The sequence below is a fragment of the Roseovarius sp. B-10 genome (assembly GCF_056859295.1).
Genome location: NZ_JBSXOE010000027.1, coordinates 86,596 through 103,779 on the forward strand (window position 1 = coordinate 86,596; position 17,184 = coordinate 103,779).

At 68.0% G+C, this 17,184-nt stretch carries 20 protein-coding genes; 15 read left to right on the forward strand and 5 right to left on the reverse strand.

Going from position 1 to position 17,184, the window contains the following annotated elements; translation table 11 throughout:
• Window positions 1-4: 4 nt before the first annotated feature.
• Complete coding sequence (locus AC13D8_RS06910; RefSeq protein ID WP_482968236.1) at window positions 5-547, reverse strand: TetR/AcrR family transcriptional regulator; 543 nt, start codon at window positions 545-547, stop codon at window positions 5-7.
• 149 nt (window positions 548-696) lie between these two features.
• Here AC13D8_RS06910 and phnC point away from each other — a divergent pair, with 149 nt between their 5' ends.
• The 5 genes from phnC to AC13D8_RS06935 all read left to right on the forward strand — a co-directional run bounded on the left by phnC (window position 697) and on the right by AC13D8_RS06935 (window position 5,487).
• Entirely contained in the window at window positions 697-1,521 is an 825-nt protein-coding gene (phnC, locus tag AC13D8_RS06915) for a phosphonate ABC transporter ATP-binding protein (protein WP_482968237.1), read from the forward strand.
• A gap of 55 nt (window positions 1,522-1,576) precedes the next feature.
• Window positions 1,577-2,479 (forward strand): phosphonate ABC transporter substrate-binding protein, encoded by a 903-nt coding sequence (gene phnD, locus AC13D8_RS06920; protein ID WP_482968238.1) that lies wholly within the window; start codon window positions 1,577-1,579, stop codon window positions 2,477-2,479.
• Between the two features lie 72 nt (window positions 2,480-2,551).
• Complete coding sequence (gene phnE / locus AC13D8_RS06925; RefSeq protein WP_482968239.1) at window positions 2,552-3,424, forward strand: phosphonate ABC transporter, permease protein PhnE; 873 nt, start codon at window positions 2,552-2,554, stop codon at window positions 3,422-3,424.
• A 2-nt stretch (window positions 3,425-3,426) separates the two neighbouring features.
• The gene (gene phnE, locus AC13D8_RS06930; RefSeq protein ID WP_482968240.1) at window positions 3,427-4,764 is read left to right on the forward strand and encodes a phosphonate ABC transporter, permease protein PhnE; all 1,338 of its coding nucleotides are present in this window, start codon (window positions 3,427-3,429) and stop codon (window positions 4,762-4,764) included.
• Window positions 4,765-4,866: 102 nt separating this feature from the next.
• Window positions 4,867-5,487: an LbetaH domain-containing protein gene (locus AC13D8_RS06935; protein ID WP_482968241.1), complete on the forward strand. Its 621-nt coding sequence runs from the start codon at window positions 4,867-4,869 to the stop codon at window positions 5,485-5,487.
• Window positions 5,488-5,601: 114 nt separating this feature from the next.
• Here AC13D8_RS06935 and phnF read toward each other — a convergent pair whose 3' ends face one another.
• Window positions 5,602-6,321, reverse strand: a complete 720-nt coding sequence (phnF, locus tag AC13D8_RS06940; protein WP_482968242.1) for a phosphonate metabolism transcriptional regulator PhnF — start codon at window positions 6,319-6,321, stop codon at window positions 5,602-5,604.
• A gap of 103 nt (window positions 6,322-6,424) precedes the next feature.
• On the opposite strand from phnF, the gene phnG reads away from it, so the two are divergent.
• Genes phnG through AC13D8_RS06955 form a run of 3 tightly spaced genes read left to right on the forward strand, consistent with a single transcriptional unit; the run spans window position 6,425 to window position 8,525 of the window.
• Window positions 6,425-6,868 (forward strand): phosphonate C-P lyase system protein PhnG, encoded by a 444-nt coding sequence (gene phnG / locus AC13D8_RS06945; protein WP_482968243.1) that lies wholly within the window; start codon window positions 6,425-6,427, stop codon window positions 6,866-6,868.
• Window positions 6,868-7,440 (forward strand): phosphonate C-P lyase system protein PhnH, encoded by a 573-nt coding sequence (phnH, locus tag AC13D8_RS06950; RefSeq protein WP_482968244.1) that lies wholly within the window; start codon window positions 6,868-6,870, stop codon window positions 7,438-7,440. Before phnG ends, phnH begins: the two co-directional genes overlap by 1 nt.
• Entirely contained in the window at window positions 7,440-8,525 is a 1,086-nt protein-coding gene (locus AC13D8_RS06955; RefSeq protein ID WP_482968245.1) for a carbon-phosphorus lyase complex subunit, read from the forward strand. The genes phnH and AC13D8_RS06955 overlap by 1 nt, the downstream gene beginning before the upstream one ends.
• 14 nt (window positions 8,526-8,539) lie before the next feature.
• Here AC13D8_RS06955 and AC13D8_RS06960 read toward each other — a convergent pair whose 3' ends face one another.
• Complete coding sequence (locus AC13D8_RS06960) at window positions 8,540-8,683, reverse strand: hypothetical protein (protein WP_164989240.1); 144 nt, start codon at window positions 8,681-8,683, stop codon at window positions 8,540-8,542.
• Window positions 8,684-8,790: 107 nt separating this feature from the next.
• Here AC13D8_RS06960 and AC13D8_RS06965 point away from each other — a divergent pair, with 107 nt between their 5' ends.
• From AC13D8_RS06965 to phnN, 4 genes are read left to right on the forward strand one after another with little or no spacing between them, the layout of a single operon-like run.
• Window positions 8,791-9,657, forward strand: a complete 867-nt coding sequence (locus tag AC13D8_RS06965; RefSeq protein ID WP_482968268.1) for an alpha-D-ribose 1-methylphosphonate 5-phosphate C-P-lyase PhnJ — start codon at window positions 8,791-8,793, stop codon at window positions 9,655-9,657.
• The gene (gene phnK, locus AC13D8_RS06970; protein ID WP_104019255.1) at window positions 9,654-10,424 is read left to right on the forward strand and encodes a phosphonate C-P lyase system protein PhnK; all 771 of its coding nucleotides are present in this window, start codon (window positions 9,654-9,656) and stop codon (window positions 10,422-10,424) included. Before AC13D8_RS06965 ends, phnK begins: the two co-directional genes overlap by 4 nt.
• Before the next feature lie 33 nt (window positions 10,425-10,457).
• Entirely contained in the window at window positions 10,458-11,144 is a 687-nt protein-coding gene (gene phnL, locus AC13D8_RS06975; RefSeq protein ID WP_482968246.1) for a phosphonate C-P lyase system protein PhnL, read from the forward strand.
• Entirely contained in the window at window positions 11,141-11,689 is a 549-nt protein-coding gene (gene phnN, locus AC13D8_RS06980) for a phosphonate metabolism protein/1,5-bisphosphokinase (PRPP-forming) PhnN (protein WP_482968247.1), read from the forward strand. The genes phnL and phnN overlap by 4 nt, the downstream gene beginning before the upstream one ends.
• Here the strand turns inward: phnN and AC13D8_RS06985 are convergent.
• The gene (locus tag AC13D8_RS06985; RefSeq protein ID WP_482968269.1) at window positions 11,671-12,357 is read right to left on the reverse strand and encodes a DUF1045 domain-containing protein; all 687 of its coding nucleotides are present in this window, start codon (window positions 12,355-12,357) and stop codon (window positions 11,671-11,673) included. The two genes, phnN and AC13D8_RS06985, sit on opposite strands and share 19 nt — an antisense overlap.
• A 50-nt stretch (window positions 12,358-12,407) precedes the next feature.
• Between AC13D8_RS06985 and AC13D8_RS06990 the strand changes: the two genes are divergently transcribed.
• The 3 genes from AC13D8_RS06990 to AC13D8_RS07000 all read left to right on the forward strand — a co-directional run bounded on the left by AC13D8_RS06990 (window position 12,408) and on the right by AC13D8_RS07000 (window position 15,599).
• Window positions 12,408-13,550: an alpha-D-ribose 1-methylphosphonate 5-triphosphate diphosphatase gene (locus AC13D8_RS06990; protein ID WP_482968248.1), complete on the forward strand. Its 1,143-nt coding sequence runs from the start codon at window positions 12,408-12,410 to the stop codon at window positions 13,548-13,550.
• A gap of 404 nt (window positions 13,551-13,954) precedes the next feature.
• Window positions 13,955-14,653 (forward strand): fumarylacetoacetate hydrolase family protein, encoded by a 699-nt coding sequence (locus AC13D8_RS06995; protein ID WP_482968249.1) that lies wholly within the window; start codon window positions 13,955-13,957, stop codon window positions 14,651-14,653.
• Complete coding sequence (locus AC13D8_RS07000) at window positions 14,646-15,599, forward strand: SLAC1 anion channel family protein (protein WP_482968250.1); 954 nt, start codon at window positions 14,646-14,648, stop codon at window positions 15,597-15,599. The genes AC13D8_RS06995 and AC13D8_RS07000 overlap by 8 nt, the downstream gene beginning before the upstream one ends.
• 270 nt (window positions 15,600-15,869) lie before the next feature.
• On the opposite strand, the gene AC13D8_RS07005 is transcribed toward AC13D8_RS07000, so the two are convergent.
• Window positions 15,870-17,180 carry an ATPase gene (locus tag AC13D8_RS07005; RefSeq protein WP_482968251.1) on the reverse strand — a complete coding sequence of 437 codons (1,311 nt, stop codon included), beginning with the start codon at window positions 17,178-17,180 and terminating at the stop codon, window positions 15,870-15,872.
• Between the last annotated feature and the right edge of the window lie 4 nt (window positions 17,181-17,184).

A 17,184-nucleotide genomic window follows, 5' to 3' on the forward strand; every position in this document is an offset into this window, starting at 1 on the left:
GCGATCACCTCAGAGCCAGCACGAGATCGACCAGCGAGCCAATGGCATTGCGGTTGGCGTCCGGTGCGCCAAGCGCCTGCATCCCGATGGCCGCGCCGAGGATGATGCGCGCCATGTCCGGGTTGGCGATGCCGCAGGCCGCGAGCGCCGCACCGAGGTGATCGAGGCGGCGGGCATCGGTCGCGGCCACGGCCTGCGCGGCCTGCGGTTCGGTGGCGGCCCAGGCACGGATCGCCGGTTCGGCGGCCTGCGTGGCGCCTGGGTCGGGTGCGGCGATGGCCTGTGCCGCCGCGCGCAGACGGGCGGCGACGGGATCGTCGTCGGGGGTGTCGAGCGCGGTCTTGGCCGCCGCCTGCCAAAGAGCGAGCAACGCCCCTGAATAGGCAGGGACATCCGCGAAATGCCAGTAGAACGAGCCTTTGGTGGTGCCGAGGCGGCGCGCCAGCGGCTCGGCCCCGAGGGCACCGGGGCCGCTCTCTGACAGAGCATCGAGCCCGGCGGTGAGCCAGTCGTCGGGCGTGAGGCGGGGGCGGCGCGCGGCGGTCATGCCCTTTTGCTTAAGCGGTGGGCAGACACGCGGCAAGGGGCCAGATGGTCACGTCCCGCGCGTGCCGGTGTCATGAAAGCTTTGCACCGATGTTGCACCGTTTTCGCATGGCGCGCCTAGAGAGCGCGCAGGAACCTTGGGGGTGACACGTGCTGACAATTGACGCGCTGACCAAAAAATTCGGCCCAAACACGGCGGTGGACGCGGTGAGCCTGTCGGTGGAACGGCCCGCGATGATCGGGATCATCGGCCGCTCGGGGGCGGGAAAATCCACGTTCCTGCGGATGCTGAACCGGCTGACCGATGCCTCTTCGGGCAAGATCGTCGTCGAGGGGCGGGACGTGACCGCGCTGCGCGGCGCCGACAAGCGTGCCTGGCAGTCGCACTGCGCGATGATCTTTCAGCAGTTCAACCTCGTGCCGCGGATGGACGTGGTCAGCAACGTGCTGCACGGCACGCTCAACCGCCGCTCGACGCTGGCGACGATGTTCAACCTATATCCCGAGGCCGACATTCACCGCGCCATCGGCATTCTCGACCGGCTCGGCATTGCCGAACATGCGCCGAAACGTGCCGAGGCGCTGAGCGGCGGGCAACAGCAGCGGGTGGCGATCGCCCGCGCGCTGATGCAGGACCCGAAAATCATCCTCGCCGACGAGCCCATCGCCAGCCTCGACCCGATGAACGCGCAGATCGTGATGGATGCGCTACGGCGGATTCATGAAGAAGACGGGCGCATGGTGATCGCCAACCTGCACACGCTCGATACCGCGCGGCGGTATTGCGACCGGGTGATCGGGATGCTGGCGGGGCGGGTGGTGTTCGACGGCACGCCCGAACAGCTCACCACCGGCGTGGCGCGCGACATCTACGGCGCCGATGCGAGCTTTACCGAGGACGCCACATCGACCGCCATCGAAACGCTGGACCGTGGGGCCGCGCGCGCGCTGCGCGAGGCCGAGGCCGCGGTCTGACTACCCCCTGGCCCGCCGGGGGGTGGCGGGCCGTCAACCAACCGGAGAGAGAGACATGACCAAACTATTTGCCGCCATCGTGGCCACCACCGCCCTCGTCAGCCCCGCGCTGGCGCAGGATCAGATCGAGGAATTCCGCATCGGCGTGCTGGGCGGAGAGAACGCGCAGGACCGCATGACCTCGAACGAGTGCCTGCGGGAGAAAACCGAGGATCTGTTGGGCGTGCCCACCAGGATATTTACCCCCGCCGATTATGACGGCGTGATCCAGGGCCTGCTGGGCGGCACCATCGACGTGGCGTGGCTGGGGGCATCGGGCTATGCCAAGACCTACCTGACCGATCCGGGTGCGGTCGAGCCGGTGCTGGTCAAGGTCAACACTGACGGCTCCTACGGCTATCATTCCATCGGCTTTACCCGCAAGGAGACCGGCATCGCCTCGCTGGAGGACATGGAGGGCAAGACCTTTGGCTTCGGCGATCCCAACTCGACCAGCGGCTACCTGATCCCGTCGATCGAGATCCCGCAGGAGGTCGGCGCGAGCATGGAATCGGGTGACTATTTCGGCGAGGTGAAATTCACCGGCGGGCACGAGCAGACCATCGTGGCGGTCGCCAATGGCGATATCGACGCCGGTGTGACCTGGGCCGATGGCCTGGGCGCGTGGGAAGACGGCTATAATTCGGGCGCGCTGCGCAAGGCCGCGGATGCGGGGCTCGTGGATATGAACCAGATGGTCGAAATCTGGAAGTCGAAGCCGATCCCGGAAGGCCCGGTCGTGCTGCGCCAGGCGCTGCCCGAGGATGTGAAGCTCAAGGTGACGGGCCTGTGGGCATCGCTCAAGTCCATCGACGCCGATTGCGCCTATGGTGTGCTTCAGGGCGATGCGCTGGGTTTCATGCCGATCACGCACGACGCCTATATCTCGATCATCGAGGCGCGCAAATCCAAGATGTGAGCCCGATGGGCTGACACGAAGGGCCGGGCCCGCCCTATGCGCGGGCCCGGTCGCATGTGACGGGGGCAGGGCATGAGCGATCTGACGGCAGGACAGGCGGGCGCGGCGCGGGTGGCGGATGTGCAGGGCACCTACATGGCGATGACCCGGCGCAAGCGTGCCTATGGCTCGGTGATGCTGATCGTGTTCATCGCGCTGATGGTCTCGGGCTTCCAGGTGGCCGACGCGCGCAATGCGGGCGGGTTCTGGGACGGGATCGGCAACATTTTCCAGTTTCCGGGCGAGGTGCTGGCCGAGGCGGGGCAGAAGATCGCCAACCTGCCGGGGCTGATGTGGACATTCCTGCCCTCGCTGATCGAGACGATCAATATCGCGGCGGCCGCGACGCTCTTGGGCGCGATGGGGGCGGTGGTGATCTCGCTGCTGGCGACACGCGGCTTGGCGAAATGGCCGCGGCTGGTGGGGCTGTTTCGCCGGGTGATGGACATCCTGCGCGCGGTGCCCGAGATCGTGATCGCGCTGGTGCTGATCTTCATCCTCGGCGGTGGGCCGGTTCCGGCGATGATCGCCATCGCGCTGCACACGGTGGGCGCGCTGGGCAAGCTTTTCTCGGAAGTGAACGAGAATGCCTCGCTGAAACCGGTGGAGGGGCTGCATTCTGTCGGTGCCACATGGGGGCAGCGGATGTGGCTGGGGGTGATCCCGCAGGTGGCGCCGAATTACCTGAGCTATGCGCTGCTGCGGTTCGAGATCAACATCCGCGCCTCGGCGATCCTCGGCTTCGTGGGCTCGGGCGGGATCGGCTATGACCTCAAGAACGCGTTTAGCTGGGGGCAGGGGCGCTATGACGAGGTGGCGGCGATCTTCCTGCTGCTGTTCGGGACCATCGTGTTCTTCGACCAGGTGTCGAGCCGCTATCGCAACAAGCTGATCGGGGGGGCGTGACCATGACCGTGGCAAGCGAGGCAGGGTTCGACGTCTCTGGCTTCTTTCGGCGCAAGCGGTGGGTGGCCTTTGGTATCCCGGCGGTGATCCTCGCCTATTTCGTCTATATCTTCTTTGCCTTCGACATCCCCGGGCTGGCCGAGCGCGCGCGGATGGACAACGCGCGCATCCTTGTGGCCGACAGCTACAGCTACAAGACGCATGTGACGCGCGACAACCGGATGGGCGGTGTGACCATCGCGGTGGAGGGCGAGAACAAGGGCACATGGCCCGAAGGCACAAGCCCCGACTGGGTGACGCTGGAAAGCGAGGACCGCACGCGCGTGGACCTCAAGCACGGCCACGAGGTGGTGATCGACGGCAACACGATGCGCTACGACGTGCCGGGCTATGGCGTGATCGCGGCGGAGGTGTCGCGCAGCAAAGGCGTGGTGCTCGACCTGCCCTCTGAGTCGGTGCCCGGCTGGATCAGCGCCAGCAAGACGCGGGTGGACATCACCACCGAGGGCGGGCGCGTGACGCTGACACGCGCGCGCACCGAGGTGATGCGCTATCATTTCGGGTGGGAGCTGTTCTGGTTCACGCTGGACAGCCCCTTCTACGGTAAGAGCTTTGGCGAGTTGATGGGGCTGGCCTTCTCCGGCGAGCGGGTGGTCGAGGGCAAGAGCAACCTTGCCGCCATCCTGCATGACATCTGGAACAACCGGATGTGGCAGCACAAGGATGTGATGTGGGCGATCTTCGAGACCGTCCTGATGGCTTTCCTCGGCACCATGGGGGCGGGGATCGTGGCGCTGCCGCTGGCCTTTGCCGCGGCGCGCAACTTCTCGCCGCTGATGGCGGTGCGCGCAGGCGTGCGGCGGGTGTTCGATTTCGTGCGCGGGGTGGATGCGCTGATCTGGACGATCATTCTCGCGCGCGCCTTCGGTCCGGGGCCGCTGACCGGGGCGCTCGCGATCCTGCTCACCGATACCGGCACCTTTGGCAAGCTGTTTTCCGAGGCGCTGGAGAACGTCGACAAGCGCGAGATCGAGGGCGTGCAATCGACGGGCGCGAAACCCTTGCAGCGCTACCGTTTCGGCGTGATCCCGCAGATCACGCCGGTGCTGCTGAGCCAGCTTCTCTATTACCTCGAATCGAACACCCGCAGCGCCACCATCATCGGCGCGATCACCGGCGGCGGGATCGGGCTGTTACTCACACAGGCGATGATCACGCAAAAGGACTGGGAAGAGGTGAGCTATTACATCGTGCTCATTCTCATCATGGTGATGGTGATGGATACCGTCTCGGGCTGGTTGCAGCGGCGGCTCATCGCCTCGGATGACAGTGGACATTGAGGCGATGGATTTGGATATTTCGGGCAAGATGAAGCAGGGCCTTGCGCTTCTTCCTGGCAAAAATACTCGCGCCGCAGGCATTCATCTCTGAAGGAGCGCCGCATGCCGAGATTGCAACCCGACGGGGCGGTGATCCATCCCGATTGCGAGATTACCGATTGCGAGTTCGGGGCCTGGACCGAGGTCGGGCGCGGCAGCCGTCTCGCCCATGTGGCGATGGGGGATTATTCCTATTGTGACCGGGTCTGCGATCTCGCCAATGCCGAGATCGGGCGGTTCGCCAATATCGCCAGTTTCGTGCGGGTTGGTGCCACGGATCATCCGCTGGACCGTGCGTCCCTGCATCATTTCCTCTACCGCTCGGCGTCGTATTGGGAGGATGCCGGCGACGATGACGACTGGTTCGCGCGGCGCCGTGCGCGGGTGGCGCGGATCGGGCACGACACCTGGATCGGGCACAATGCGCAGGTCAAGCCCGAGGTGCGCGTGGGCCACGGCGCGGTGGTGGCCGCGGGCGCGGTGGTGACGCGTGACGTGGCGCCCTACACGGTGGTGGCCGGGGTGCCGGCCAAACCGCTGCGCGCGCGGCTCGCGCCCGACCTGGCCGAGCGGATGATCGCGCTGGCGTGGTGGGACTGGGACCATGCGCGGCTGCGCGCGGCGCTGGGGGATTTCCGGGCTCTGACGGCGGAGGAGTTTCTGGACCGCCACGAGCAGAAATAGGGCGGCCACGGGGGCCGCCCTCTGCGTGCTGAAATCATGCCTGGTATGGGGACGTCGAATGCCCCGCTGATAACGCAGGGCTGTGACAGGGGCATGACGCGGGGAACGGATTTTTCAGTCGTCGGTGACGGTGAGGGTCATCCGGTCGCCCGCGAACCACGTGCGTCCGTACTCGATGGGGGTGCCGTCGGGACCGACATTGACCGAGACCGTGCGCAGGAGCGGCGCGCCGGGGGCGAGGGCGAGGTGCAGCGCCTGCGTGGGGCTGGCGGCGGTCGCGGTAAGGCGGGTGGAGGCGCGGGTATAGTCGGGGATACCCGCCTCGGCGAGTGCCGCGGTGACCGAGTGCAGGCGGGCGAGCGCCTCGGGCAGGCCAGGCAGGCGCGCCGCCGGAAAGCAGGAGCGAAAGAGCGCCACCGGCACGCCGTCGGCCTGCGAGAGGCCGTCGCAGACATGCACCTGCGCGCCGGGGGCGAGGGCGAGGGCGGCGGCCTCGGCGGTGTCGGCGGTGCGGGTTTCGATGGCGAGGATATCCTTGGCGGGTAGCCTGCCGGCCGCGCGCAGCGCCTCGTGAAAGCGCACGCGGCGGCCCAACGGATACTCGGTCGGGCGGTGGGCGACGAAGGCGCCCGCGCCGCGCCGCGTGCGGATCGTGCCCGCCTCTGCCAGGGCGGCGAGGGCGCGGCGCACGGTGTGGCGATTGACGCCGAAGCGGGCGGCGAGGGCGGCCTCGGTGGGCAGACGCGCGCCGGGGGCGTAGCGGCCCTGCGCGATGTCGTCCCTCAGGCTGTCATGGATGCTGCGCCACAGCGCGGTGGGTTTGTCTTTGGGCATGTCACGGAAGTTTCACGGGGTGCGGGCTTGTTGGCGGCCCGGGTTTGCGTTAATGATTTGTCTAGTTGTATAGGAATCTCGACAAATTCGCAAGGTGTCTGTCATGGGCGAAAATTCCGAGCGCAAGGCGTGGATGGGGCTTCTGGCCCGCGCCCCTGCCGATGATCTGGACCGACTGTGGCGCGCCACGGGGCTGGTGCCCGAACATGAACGGCTGCGCGCGCCCGAGGTGGGCGCGGTGATGGTGAGGGGCCGCGCGGGCGCGGAGGGCGCGGCGTTCAACCTTGGTGAAATGGTGGTGACGCGCTGCGCGGTGCGGCTGGGCGATGGCCGGGTGGGGCATGGCCATGTGCAGGGGCGCGGCAAGGCGCATGCCGAGCAGGCGGCGCTGATCGACGCGCTGATGCAGGGGAGTGAGGCGGTGCGCGTGCGCGAGGGCGTGCTCGACCCGCTGGCGCGTGCCGAAGCGGCGCGGCGGGCCGAGCGGGCGGGCAAGGCGGCGGCGACGAAGGTGGATTTCTTTACGCTGGTGCGGGGAGAGGATTGATGGAGGCGGCAGCGCTTGGCGGCGGTTTTGGCGATGCGCCGGTGGATTCGGCGCGCGCGTTTCGCGCGGTGATGCGGGCGATGGCGCGGCCCGGCACGGTGGAGGCGGTGGCGGGGGCCGCGCCGCCCGCGCCCATGTCTGTCGCGGCGGGGGTGGCGGTGCTGGTGCTGTGCGATCCCGGCACGCCGGTGCACCTGGCGGGCGGGCATGACACGCGCGGCTTGCGCGACTGGATCGGCTTTCACACCGGTGCGCCGGTGGTGGCGGAGCGGGGTGCGGCGATGTTCGCGCTGGGGCGGTGGGAGGCGCTGTCGCCGCTCGATGGCTACGCGGTTGGTGAGCCGGAGTTTCCCGACCGGTCGGCCACGCTGATCGTCGAGATGGACCGGCTGGAGCCGTATGGTGCTCGGCTGACGGGGCCCGGGATCAACGGGAGCGCGGCGCTGTCGCTGCCCGAGGTGGCGGCGTTCCAGGGTAACGCGGCGCGGTTTCCCCTGGGGTTGGATTTCCTGCTCTGCTGCGGCGACCGGCTGGCCGGGCTGCCGCGCAGCAGCCATGTGGAGGCGGGCTGATGTACGTGGCGGTGAAGGGCGGCGAGAAGGCGATCGAGGCGGCGCATGGCTGGCTCGCCGAAGAGCGGCGGGGCGACCCACGGGTGGCGGAATTGAGCGTCGCGCAAATCCGGGGGCAGATGAGCCTGGCGGTGGGGCGGGTGATGGCCGAGGGCTCGCTGTATGATCCCGACCTTGCCGCGCTGGCAATCAAGCAGGCGCGCGGAGATTTGATCGAGGCGATTTTCCTGATCCGGGCCTATCGCACGACGCTGCCGCGGTTCGGGGCGTCATTGCCGGTGGAGACGGGCGCGATGCGCTGCGACCGGCGGATTTCGGCGGTGTTCAAGGATGCGCCGGGGGGGCAGGTTCTGGGCCCCACGTTTGATTACACGCACCGTTTGCTGGATTTCGCGCTGGCCGCCGAGGGCGAGGCGCCGGAGGCCGCGCGGATGGAGGGGGCGGAAGAGGCGATGCCGCATATCATGGGCTACCTGGACCGCGAGGGCCTGATGGAGCGCGAGGCGGAGGGTGCCGACGTGCCGCCGGACATGACGCGGGAACCGATGGAATTGCCCGCGGACCGCGCGCTGCGGCTTCAGGCGCTGGCGCGGGGCGACGAGGGGTTCCTGCTGGGCCTCGCCTACTCGACGCAGCGCGGCTATGCGCGCAACCACGCCTTCGTGGCCGAGCTGCGCATCGGGGCGGTGGCGGTGGAGATGGAGATCCCCGAGCTGGGATTTGCCATCGAATTGGGCGAGGTGATGCTGACCGAGTGCGAGACGGTGAACCAGTTCACCGGGTCCAAGACGGAGCCGCCGCAGTTCACGCGCGGCTATGGGCTCGTCTTTGGCCAGACCGAGCGCAAGGCCATCGCCATGGCGCTGGTGGACCGCGCGTTGCGTTGGGGTGAGCTGGGCGAGGAAGACGAGGGCGCGCCCGCGCAGGACGAGGAATTCGTCCTGATGCATTGCGACAATATCCAGGCGACGGGGTTCCTGGAGCATATCAAGCTGCCGCATTACGTGGATTTCCAGAGCGAGCTGGAGCTGGTGCGAAAGTTGCGGGCTCAGGTCACGGCCGCACCGCAGGGGGCCGCGAAATGACCCGGCCCGCAAGCTCATTCACCGGGGGTCTGCCGGTTCGCCGCGTCGTCGTGATTGGCACCGAAGCCCGAATTCGGAAACAGCTCCATGAGTATCTTCCCGATAAGCAGGGCGCTGAACAGCACGGCCAGCGCGATAGTCACCATTGTCATCATCATTTGTCTAATTCCTTCTATACGTGTGCATGGGTGGCCGGTCTCTACCGGAGGAAACAGGCAGCAAGATGTTGGAAAGGGACGTTTTCATGAAATTTGAAAGCGAAAATGTGACGGCCTACAACTTTGCCTATCTCGACGAGCAGACCAAGCGGATGATCCGGCGCGCGATCCTGAAGGCGCTGGCCATTCCCGGCTACCAGGTGCCGTTCGCCAGCAGAGAGATGCCGATGCCATACGGGTGGGGCACCGGGGGTGTGCAGGTCTCTGCCGCGTGCCTGATGCCCGAGGATACGCTCAAGGTGATCGACCAGGGGGCGGATGATACGACCAACGCGGTGTCGATCCGCAAGTTCTTTGAGAAGACGGCGGGGGTGGCCACCACCGAGCAGACAGCGCGCGCGAGCGTGATCCAAACCCGGCACCGCATCCCCGAGACGCCGCTCACCGACGAGCAGATCCTCGTCTACCAGGTGCCGATCCCCGAGCCGCTGCGATTCCTGGAGCCGTCGGAGGTGGAGACGCGCAAGATGCATGCCCTGGAGGAATACGGGCTGATGCATGTGAAGCTCTACGAGGATATCAGCCGCCACGGGGCGATCGCCACCGCCTATGCCTACCCGGTGAAGGTGGCGGGGCGCTACGTGATGGACCCGTCGCCGATCCCGAAATTCGACAACCCGAAGCTGGGCGATTGCCCGGCGATCCAGATTTTCGGGGCGGGGCGCGAGCAGCGTATCTATGCGCTGCCGCCCTGGACGCAGGTGGTCAGCCTCGATTTCGAGGATCATCCGTTCGAGGCGAGCAAGGCAGAGGCGGACTGCGCGCTGTGCGGGGCCGGGGACAGCTATCTCGACGAGGTGATCGTGGATGACGAAGGCGGGCGGATGTTCGTCTGTTCCGACACCGATTATTGCCGCGCGCGGCGCGCGGCGGGGCATGTGGGGGCGCAGGGCGCGCCCGAGGGGGTAGCATGAATGCGCTCTTGCAGGTGCGCAAAGTCACGAAATCCTACGGGGACCGTGTGGGCTGTGCCGATGTGAGTTTCGATCTGTGGCCCGGCGAGGTCATGGGGGTCGTGGGTGAGAGCGGGTCCGGCAAATCGACGCTGCTGGCGTGCCTGTCGGGGCAGATGGCCCCGGATCGGGGTGCGGTGATCTATGACACGCGCGACCGGGGGCCGATGGATGTGCTGGCGATGTCGGAGCCGGAGCGGCGGATGCTGATGCGCACCGACTGGGCGCTGGTGCACCAGACCCCGCGCGACGGGCTTCGCATGGGGGTGAGCGCGGGGGGCAACGTGGGCGAGCGGCTGATGGCCGTTGGCGCGCGGCATTACGGCGATATCCGGGCGCGGGCGGTGGACTGGCTGGGCCGGGTGGAGATCGCGGCGGACCGGGTGGACGATCCGCCCTCGGCGTTTTCGGGCGGGATGCAGCAGCGGCTTCAGATCGCGCGCAACCTGGTGACGGGGCCGCGGCTGGTGTTCATGGACGAGCCGACCGGGGGCCTTGATGTGAGCGTGCAGGCGCGGCTTCTGGACCTTTTGCGGGGGCTGGTGCGGGAGATGGGCCTGTCGGCGGTGATCGTGACGCATGACCTGGCGGTGGTGCGGCTCTTGGCCGACCGGCTGATGGTGATGAAGGATGGCCGGGTGGTGGAGGCGGGGCTGACCGATCAGGTGCTCGACGATCCGCAGCATGGGTATACGCAGCTGCTGGTGTCGAGCGTGTTGCAGGTGTGAGCGGGTATTTTTGCCAAGAAGAAGGGATGGGAGATGATCGAGGTCGAAGGTCTGGGCAAGCGGTTCGTCCTGCACAACCAGGGCGGGGCCGTGATCGAGGTGATGGCGGGGGCGCATCTGCGGGTGGGGCGTGGCGAGTGCGTGGCGCTGACCGGTGCCTCGGGCGCTGGCAAATCGACGCTGATGCGGATGATCCACGGCAACTACCGCGCTACCGAGGGACGGATCGAGGTAGCGGGGGTGGACGTGGCGGGCGCCGAGCCGCGCGAGATCATCAAGCTCAGGCGCGAGCGGCTGGGCCATGTCAGCCAGTTCCTGCGGGTGGTGCCGCGGGTGCCCGCGCGCGAGGTGGTGGCAGAGCCGCTGCTGGCGCTGGGCGTGGCGCGCGGTGATGCGTTGGGGCGGGCCGAGGCGCTGCTCGAGCGGCTCAACATCCCGGCGGCGCTGTGGGACTTGAGCCCGACGACCTTTTCGGGTGGGGAGCAGCAGCGGGTGAATATCGCACGCGGGTTCGTGCATGACTTTCCGGTGCTGCTGCTCGACGAGCCGACGGCGAGCCTCGATCCCGGCAATCGCGAGGTGGTGCTGTCGCTCATCGAGGAGGCCAAGGCGCGCGGGGCCGCGATCCTGGGGATTTTCCACGATGCACAGGCGCGGGCGCGGGTCTGCGATCGCGAGGTGGACGTGGGGGCGTTTACGCCCGCGCGCGGTGCGGCATGAGCCGGGGCCGTTTCATCGCCGTGGTGGGACCGTCGGGCGTGGGCAAGGACACGCTGATGCGCGCGATGGTCGCCGCGCGGCCCGGGCTGCGCCGGGTGCGGCGGGTGATCACGCGGCCTGCCGATCCGGGCGGCGAGGGGCACGAGGCGGTGAGCGAGGCGGAATTCGCGACGCGGCTGAAGGAGGGGGGATTCGCGTTGCACTGGCGGGCGCACGGGCTGCGCTATGGCGTGCCGGTGGGGATCGGGCTCGACCTCGCGGGCGGGCGCGATCTGCTGGTCAACCTGTCGCGCGGGGCGCTGGTCGAGGCGCAGGGGCGGTTTCAGCCCTTTGCCGTGCTGCACCTGGTAGCCTCAGGCGAGGTGCTGGCCGCGCGGCTGGCGGCGCGGGGGCGCGAGGCGGGCGCGGAGATCGAGGAGCGGCTGGCGGGTGCTGTGCAGCCGCTGCCCGAAGGGGTGGGGCCGGTGGTCGAGATCGACACCGATGCGCCGGTGGAGCGGCTTGCGCGGCGGGCGCTGGACGGGATTTACGCGGTGAGGGCGTGACGATGGATCAGGTGAAAACGGCCCTGCCGATCCTCGCCCATGAGCGAGAGCGCGTCGACCGGGACCGGGCGCGGCAGGAGCGGCGCGAAGTGTTGCGTGAGCGTGGCGCGCAGGGCCGGCAATTCGGCCTTGGGGCGCTTGCCCGTGAGGGTGATGTGAAAGCGGAATCCCGCCATCACGTGCGGATAGCCCCATTGTGCCAGGCGGGAGTCTTGCTCGGGGGTGAGCCCGCCTGCGCGGCGGCGGGTGATCTCGGCCTCGGTGAGGGGGGCGCGGAACGGCTCGAACGCGCGGACGCAGGCGGCGGCGAGGGTGTTGATGGCCGTCTCGTCGCCCTCGGGCAGGAGCGCGAGGAAGCGGCCCAAGGGCGCGATGGCGAGGCCGTCGAGCGTGACCGGGGCCGTGGCGGCGCAGAAGGCGGCGAAGGCGTCGCGCAAGGCCGCCTCGGTCGCGCCGGGGGCAAGGGTGAAGGGCGGTTTCATCGTGGCGTGCAGCCCGTATTTACGGGGCGCGTCGGTGAGGTCGCTGAGCGGCGCGGGCAGGTCGGGGATGTCGGGGTGGGGCACGGTGGTGCCGCGCACGGGATCCCATCCGAGCCACGCCGCGCCGAAATCGGACAGGGGCCCCGGCGGGGGCGTGACATAGACGGCGTAGCGGGTGAAGGGCATGGGGCTTGTCATCGCTGGACCGATCTCTTGCAGGAAAGCGTGACGGTGACATGACAGAAGAAACCATCCTCGCCAATGCCATGCTGGTGCTGCCCGACGAGGTGCGGCGCGGGTCGCTGCGCCTGCGGGACGGGCGGATCGCCGAGATCGGCGAGGGCGCGGGCGTGCCGCGGGGGGCGGTGGATTGCGGCGGCGATTACCTGGCGCCAGGGTTGGTGGAGTTGCACACCGACAACCTGGAACGGCATATCCAGCCGCGCCCGGGCGTGGACTGGCCGCACGAGGCGGCGATCCTTGCGCATGATGCCGAACTGGCCAGCGTGGGTATCACCACGGTGTTCGACGCGATGCGCGTGGGCTCGATCCCCACGGGGGTGGGGCGGTATGGTGCCTATGCGCGGGGGCTGGCCGACGAGCTGTGGGCGCTGCGGGCGGGCAGCGCGCTGCGCATCAGCCATTTCCTGCACCTGCGCGCCGAGGTCTGTTCGGAGACGCTGGAGGCGGAGATGGAGGCCTTTGGCGCGCAGGACCGGGTGGGGATCGTGAGCCTGATGGACCACACGCCGGGGCAGCGGCAGTTTCGCGACATGGCCAAGCTCGAGACCTATGTGAAGGGCAAGCACGGGTTGGACGATGCGGGATTTGCCGCGCATATCGCACAGCTCCGGGCGCTGCGCGAGGCACATGGCGACCGGCACGAGGCGGCGGCGGTGGCGCATGCGGCGCGCTATGGCGCGGTGCTGGCGAGCCACGACGACACCACCGAGGAACAGGTGGCGGTATCGGAAGGCTATGGCATCCGGCTGGCCGAGTTTCCCACCACGGCAGAGGCGGCGCGGGCCTGCCACGCGCGCGGGATTGCCGTCATCATGGGCGCGCCCAACCTGATCCGGGGCGGATCGCATTCCGGCAACGTGGCGGCGCGCGAGCTGGCGGAGGCGGGGCATCTGGATATCCTGTCGTCGGATTACGTGCCCTCGGCGCTGCTCTACGGTGCGGTGCGGCTGGGGGTGATGTGGGGTGACATGGCGCGGGGGCTGGCCACGGTGACCTCGGGTCCGGCGCTGGCCGCGGGGCTGGAGGACCGGGGGCGGATCGAGGCGGGAACGCGCGCCGACCTGGTGTGGTTTGGGCTGCGCGGCGACGTGCCGGCGGTGCGCGCCGCGTGGTCGCAGGGGCGGCGCGTGGGGTAATCGGGGCGCGGCCCCGGCCCGGCCGCGAGACGAGGGCTGCGCACGCCGGTGTGGGTGTTGTGAATGGCCTGGAGCGGTCGTTGGGCATTTAGCGATGAGCCGCGCAGCGCCCGCCCGATGGGGCGGGCGGGCGCTCGCGCGGCGGCGCGTAAACGCGCCTCTATTCCGCGCGGGGCAGGAGGCAGGCGAATGGCAGCAAGAGGCCCTGAACGGCCCCATGCAGCACCGCGCACATCTTCCCAGGTGTCGCCCACCAAAAGTGCCTGCCGTCAAACGGAAGGGTCGCCTGCGGCAATATGAAAACGAACCCGGCTGTGGCGTGCGTTGGGCTGCGGCCCTTTTGACACTGCTGCAGGTGGGGCGCATAACGGGCGCAATTCCAATCCTTTGCACCGGAGATCCCGATGACCGAGCCACTTTTCGACATCCCCGCCCCGCCGCTTGTGCCCATCGAGGGCGACGCGCGCGGCTATCCGGTGCGGCGCATCTTCTGCGTCGGGCGCAACTATGCCGCCCATGCCGCAGAGATGGGCAACGAGGTGGATCGAGAGGCGCCGTTCTATTTCACCAAGTCGGCGCATGCGCTGTGCCTGTCGGGCGCGACCATCGCCTATCCGGCGGGCACCGAAGACTGCCATCACGAGATGGAATTCGTGGTGGCGCTGGGCACGGAGGCGTATCAAGTGAGCGAGGCAGAGGCGATGAATGCTGTCTGGGGCTATGGCTGCGGCATCGACCTGACGCGGCGCGACCTGCAGGGCGCGGCCAAGGAGAAGCGGCGGCCCTGGGACCTGGGCAAGGATTTCGAGAACGCGGCGATCATGGGGGCGCTGACGCCGAAAGCGCGGTTTGGCGAGATTGGCGCGCAGGCGCTGCGGCTGTCGGTGGACGGGCGCGTGGCGCAGGATGCGCGGCTGTCAGAGATGGTGTGGTCGGTGCCCGAGATCATCGCGCACCTGTCGCGCTTCTATCACCTGGCGCCCGGCGATCTCATCTATACCGGCACGCCCGCCGGCGTCGGCCCGGTGGTGCCGGGCAATCGCCTGAAAGGCGAGATCGACGGGCTGCCACCCGTCGAGGTGACGATCGGCGCGGGTGCGTAGCGGCGTGGTGCTGGCGCAGGTTCCGGTGACGCTGTTCACGGTGGTGATGGGGCTGTGTGGCTTCACGCTCGCATTGCGGGCGGGTGAGGCGGCGGCGGGGCTCACGCATTTTCTCTCGGGGGCGGCGCATGTGCTGACGCTGGCGGTATTCGGCGTCGTGGCGGTGGCCTATCTTGCCAAGGCGGTGCGCCATCCCGGCACCGTGGCGGAGGAATGGCGGCACCCGGTAAGCCTTGCCTTCTTTCCGGCGATCTCGATCTCGCTGGTGCTGTTCTCGCTGGTGATGCTCGACGTGGTGCCGGGGATCGCGCACGCCCTGTTCCTGGTGGCGGTCCCGGCGCAGCTTGTGTTGACGCTGGCGGTGGTGTCGGGCTGGATCGGGTCGCGGTCCTTCGAGCATGGGCACCTGACGCCCGCGTGGTTCATCCCTGCCGTGGGCAACGTGATCGTGGCCATCGCGGGGGTGCCGATGGGCTATGTGGAGGTGAGCTGGTTCTTTGCCGCGGTGGGGCTGATGTTCTGGGTGGTGCTGCTGACGCTGGTGATGAACCGGCTGATCTTTCACGACCCGCTGCCCGAGCGGCTGCAACCGACGCTGGTGATCCTCGTGGCGCCGCCCGCCGTGGGCTACCTCGCCTGGGTGGGGCTGGTGGGAGACGTCGATGCGTTTGCCCGGGTGCTGTTGAACCTCGCCTACCTGTTCGTTCTGATCGTGGCGGCGCAGATTCCGCGCCTTGCGGCGCTGTCGTTCTCGTTATCGTCGTGGGCGCTGAGTTTTCCGGTGGCGGCGGTGACGGTGGCGAGCTTTACGCATGCCGAAGCGGTGGGATCGGGCGCGCATGCGGCGATCGGCTTCGGGCTGCTGGCGGTGCTGGTGGCGATCATCGCGGGGCTATTGTGGCGCACAGGGCAGGCGCTGGCGCGCGGGGTGCTGTTCGGCGGGTGAGGGCGTGGATTGTCGCGGCTGGGAAGGGCCTTGGGCTGCCGTTCGGTTCTTGCCCCTGGCGCGGAATCGAGGGCGAAGCCCGCCGCGCCATCGCCAGGCCGCCCCCCGGACTGGCGATTTGTCTAAGCTCGCGCACCGATTGCAGGTTTTTCGGATTCGGCAGGCATAAAGCGCCCTGAAAATCCGTCGGATCGCCAGCCCGCGGCCTGTCGATGGCGCGGCTTACGGCAATGTCCGCTCAAGGCCACAACTGCCCGGCGCCCACCGTCGTCAGTGTTGGATCTCCTCCTCGCGCACGAACATGTTGGCCCATGCGCGGTCGATCAGGTCGGGGGTCATCTGGTAGGGGATGCCCTCGAATTCGCAGATTGCGATCATCTGGTCGATCAGGAAAACCGGCTGATAATTGGCATAGACGCTGTTGATCGTGGGGTATTTTTCCTTGACGAGGTGGATGAGCGCGGCCTCGTCGAGCGGCATGCCCTTCTTCTTGGCGACCATCGCGAAGATCTTGAGGAAATCGGCCTGGGTCGGCCCGTCGATCTTGATCTTGAAGAAGATCCGCCGCAGCGCGGCCTTGTCGAAGATCTCGTTGGGGTGGAAGTTGGTGGAGAAGATCACCAGCGTGTCGAACGGCACCTCGAATTTCTCGCCCGATTGCAGGGCGAGGATGTCCTTGGATTCCTCCAGCGGCACGATCCAGCGGTTGATGAGCGATTGCGGCGGCTCTTTCTGACGGCCGAGGTCATCGACGATGAAGATGCCGCCGGTGGACTTGAGCTGCAGCGGCGCCTGGTAGGTGCGCGCCACGGGGTTGTAGACCAGGTCGAGCATCGACAGGCTCAACTCGCCGCCGGTGACGACGGTCGGGCGCTCGCAGCGCACGTAGCGGGTGTCAAACGTGCGGCGGCGGCGCAAGCTGCTGGGATCGTCGGTCTCGGTCTCGGCGGCGGAATGCACGATCGGGTCGTAGACGGTGATGACCTGGCCCGCGTATTCGATGGCGCGGGGCACATAGACCTTGTCGCCCATCGCGTCGCGGATGCCGTTGGAAATCGAGGATTTGCCGTTGCCCGGGGGCCCGTACATCAGGATGGAGCGGCCGGCGCTCACCGCCGGGCCGAGATGGTCGAGCAGGGCGGGCGGCAGCACGAGGTGGCCCATCGCCGAGGTAAGCTGGTCACGGGTGATCTGGATGTTGCGGATCGACTGGCGCTTGACCTGGTCGGCATAGACGTCGAGCGGCACCGGCATGGCGCCGAAATATTCCGACTGGCTGAGTGCGTCGAGCGCGCGGGTCTTGCCCGCGTCGGTGAGCTGAAATCCCATCTCGCCGCCCGAGTTGGCGTGCAGTGTGCCGGTGGCCTCCACGAGCCGCTGGGTGCGCGAGAGATCGACAAGTTCTTGCGTGACGGCGCGCGGCAGGCAGATGGCGTCGGCGATTTCGCTGACGAGGTCGAGGTTCTTGCGAAACATCGTCTTGAGCAGGATGTCGCGCATCATCACCACCGGCAGCCGCATTTCCTCGAGGCGGTTGGGCGGCGGCGGGGGCTGCACCCCGGTCGTGGCTTGCATGTTCATGGCG

Coding starts and splice junctions, on each gene's coding strand:
- AC13D8_RS06910 (WP_482968236.1), bottom strand. CDS start 547: ATGACCGCCGCGCGCCGCCCCCGCCTCACGCCCGACGACTGGCTCACC.
- phnD (WP_482968238.1), top strand. CDS start 1,577: ATGACCAAACTATTTGCCGCCATCGTGGCCACCACCGCCCTCGTCAGC.
- phnE (WP_482968239.1), top strand. CDS start 2,552: ATGAGCGATCTGACGGCAGGACAGGCGGGCGCGGCGCGGGTGGCGGAT.
- phnE (WP_482968240.1), top strand. CDS start 3,427: ATGACCGTGGCAAGCGAGGCAGGGTTCGACGTCTCTGGCTTCTTTCGG.
- AC13D8_RS06935 (WP_482968241.1), top strand. CDS start 4,867: ATGCCGAGATTGCAACCCGACGGGGCGGTGATCCATCCCGATTGCGAG.
- phnF (WP_482968242.1), bottom strand. CDS start 6,321: ATGCCCAAAGACAAACCCACCGCGCTGTGGCGCAGCATCCATGACAGC.
- phnG (WP_482968243.1), top strand. CDS start 6,425: ATGGGCGAAAATTCCGAGCGCAAGGCGTGGATGGGGCTTCTGGCCCGC.
- phnH (WP_482968244.1), top strand. CDS start 6,868: ATGGAGGCGGCAGCGCTTGGCGGCGGTTTTGGCGATGCGCCGGTGGAT.
- AC13D8_RS06955 (WP_482968245.1), top strand. CDS start 7,440: ATGTACGTGGCGGTGAAGGGCGGCGAGAAGGCGATCGAGGCGGCGCAT.
- AC13D8_RS06960 (WP_164989240.1), bottom strand. CDS start 8,683: ATGATGATGACAATGGTGACTATCGCGCTGGCCGTGCTGTTCAGCGCC.
- phnK (WP_104019255.1), top strand. CDS start 9,654: ATGAATGCGCTCTTGCAGGTGCGCAAAGTCACGAAATCCTACGGGGAC.
- phnL (WP_482968246.1), top strand. CDS start 10,458: ATGATCGAGGTCGAAGGTCTGGGCAAGCGGTTCGTCCTGCACAACCAG.
- phnN (WP_482968247.1), top strand. CDS start 11,141: ATGAGCCGGGGCCGTTTCATCGCCGTGGTGGGACCGTCGGGCGTGGGC.
- AC13D8_RS06985 (WP_482968269.1), bottom strand. CDS start 12,357: ATGCCCTTCACCCGCTACGCCGTCTATGTCACGCCCCCGCCGGGGCCC.
- AC13D8_RS06990 (WP_482968248.1), top strand. CDS start 12,408: ATGACAGAAGAAACCATCCTCGCCAATGCCATGCTGGTGCTGCCCGAC.
- AC13D8_RS06995 (WP_482968249.1), top strand. CDS start 13,955: ATGACCGAGCCACTTTTCGACATCCCCGCCCCGCCGCTTGTGCCCATC.
- AC13D8_RS07005 (WP_482968251.1), bottom strand. CDS start 17,180: ATGAACATGCAAGCCACGACCGGGGTGCAGCCCCCGCCGCCGCCCAAC.